Source organism: Anaerotruncus sp. DFI.9.16 (assembly GCF_024461615.1).
Classification (GTDB): Bacteria; Bacillota; Clostridia; order Oscillospirales; family Ruminococcaceae; genus Anaerotruncus; species Anaerotruncus massiliensis.
The window spans coordinates 1-2,116 of record NZ_JANFZX010000122.1; the positions used below are offsets into that span (position 1 = coordinate 1).

At 48.2% G+C, this 2,116-nt stretch carries 3 protein-coding genes; all 3 read left to right on the forward strand.

What is annotated here, in order from left to right:
• Positions 1-895, forward strand: an 895-nt coding sequence (locus tag NE609_RS17205) for an RHS repeat-associated core domain-containing protein (protein ID WP_256153229.1), incomplete at its 5' end; no start/stop codon positions are given.
• A gap of 4 nt (positions 896-899) precedes the next feature.
• A complete protein-coding gene (locus NE609_RS17210) occupies positions 900-1,451 on the forward strand; it encodes a hypothetical protein (RefSeq protein WP_256153230.1) in 552 nt (183 codons plus the stop codon).
• A 416-nt stretch (positions 1,452-1,867) separates the two neighbouring features.
• Positions 1,868-2,116: RHS repeat protein (locus tag NE609_RS17215; protein ID WP_256153231.1), on the forward strand; the 249-nt coding region annotated here is incomplete at its 3' end.

Below are 2,116 nucleotides of genomic sequence, written 5' to 3' on the forward strand. Positions count from 1 at the left end.
CGCGCTGGGCAACCTGCTGAAGAACTACCGGTACGACGCCTTTGGCAACGAAGAGAATTTGGAGCCGCTGGATGTGAACCCCTTCCGCTACTGCGGGGAATACTTCGACCGTGAGACGGGCGATTACTACCTGCGCGCGAGAAGCTACGACCCGAGGACCGGGCGGATGCTATCAGAAGATCCCGTCTCCACCCGAAATATGAATATCTTTGATCCAAAGGGGGACTATCAGAGGATAGAGCTAAAAGGCGGGGTTTTTAAGGGCGAAGAAAAAAATCAGTTTATTGTCGAGGACGTGCGCTCCTTAAATCGGTACAACTATGGGGCTGCTAACCCTAATTTGTATATGGACACAAGTGGGAAGATTTTTATGCTTGTGACTGCAGCAATTGGAGCTGTAGTTGGTGGAATTGCAGGCGCGATTTACTCTTATGCGAAATATGGCGAAGTACGCTGGCAAAACGTTCTTACCGGTGTTGCAGTTGGTGGAGTAATTGGCTTAGGCGGTGGAGCCGCCGTTGCTTATATCGCTGCAGGAAGCGCTACCGCTTCAACTGGAGCGGTTATGACAGGTTTGGGAATTGCCGAAGTGACCGTTGCAGGTGGTAGTGGAGCTTTAGCGGCGGACCAAGCTAGTAGAACAATTTCAAATGTCATTCCGAATACGGCAAACCATATAATGCAAACAAAGCACGCGTGGGATTTGGTGGGTGCAAATGACTGGTCGGCTGTTTCCAATGTTATTAATACTGCTTTGACAAAAGGTACTGGAGTGGCAAACGATGTAGGTAACGTAGTTTATTCATATGTTTACAAAGGACAAACGGTAGAAGTCACGACAAGAGTGGTAAATGGAGTTACACGTATTGTTGATGCTTGGGTTAGAACGAGGTGATATTGTGAAAAGTTTTCTTGTAGTGCAAGGCTTATTGGAACTTGAAAAAGCAGAAAAGTGGGATCAGGCAAAGACTCTACTATACAACCTGTGGTATAGTGACAAAGGCAACGTTGATAAGCTATGCCGCGTAATCGCCGAATGTTGGTTCGTTTTGACTGAATGGAACTGTTGCATTCAAAATAGTAATCTCTCATTCGCCTCATTTAAAGAAACGTTAATAGAAGTTATGCAATATGGGATAAAACACTTTCCTTCCGATGCAAACTTTCTTTGTATGAGTGGATACATGATTTCACTCTTCCCTGACTTTTTCTATAGGGATAATTCAGATGAGCAATATAGCAAATGGGAGCAAAAGGGTAATGACATGTTGCGTCTCGCAACACATATCGCGCCGAATAATCTTATATGCAAAATTCTTTACTTAGGGACACAGCCTAACGCGTTGAAAGAGTATTTAAAAGCTAAGATAGAATTGGCGCCACGGATTAATTCTATTTTTTCCGGCCACACTGCTGTAGAAGATTATTTCAAGGATATTTTATCTAATTGAGAGCTCTATAGCAGAGTTTTAACGCGCCTCTTTTGACCATAAAAAAGCGGTGGGGACTGGACAGACCCAAGTTGTGCGGACAGCGCAAAAAAATCCCCTAGTAAGAAAAAATAAGGATTAAGCGGAGTGGCGCAGCGTCAGCGGCGCCACTCCGCTTTTAATTTGGATGCGCCCATGGTTGTAAAAGCGAACAAAGCGGTTAATCGGCCCATTCGCTTTATCAAAGGAAGCTGGTTTATGCCTGCAGATACACTCCGTCTTTTGGACTATCGGACGGCGTCGTCAAGAGCTTCGCCTACGACGCGGCGGGCAACCGCACAGGCTTTACCCTCACACGGCACGGCACGGCGGAGCTCTCTCTCGGCTATACCTATGACAGCCTCAACCGGCTGGCGGAGGTGAAGAAGGGGGAGGCGGTGATTGCGCGGTATTCCTACGACGACAACGGCAACCGGATCTCGCTGGAATACCCCGAGAGCGGCCTTGCGACGGCGTATGCCTACAACGCCGCAAACCTTGTGATCTCGCTCGTCAATCAGCGCGGGGACACAGTGGCTTCCTCCTTCTCCTATGCCTACTATCTGGACGGTAACCAGAAGAGCAAAACCGGGGCGGACGGCAAGGTGACGGACTACGTCTATGACGGCATGGGCAGGCTCGCGCGG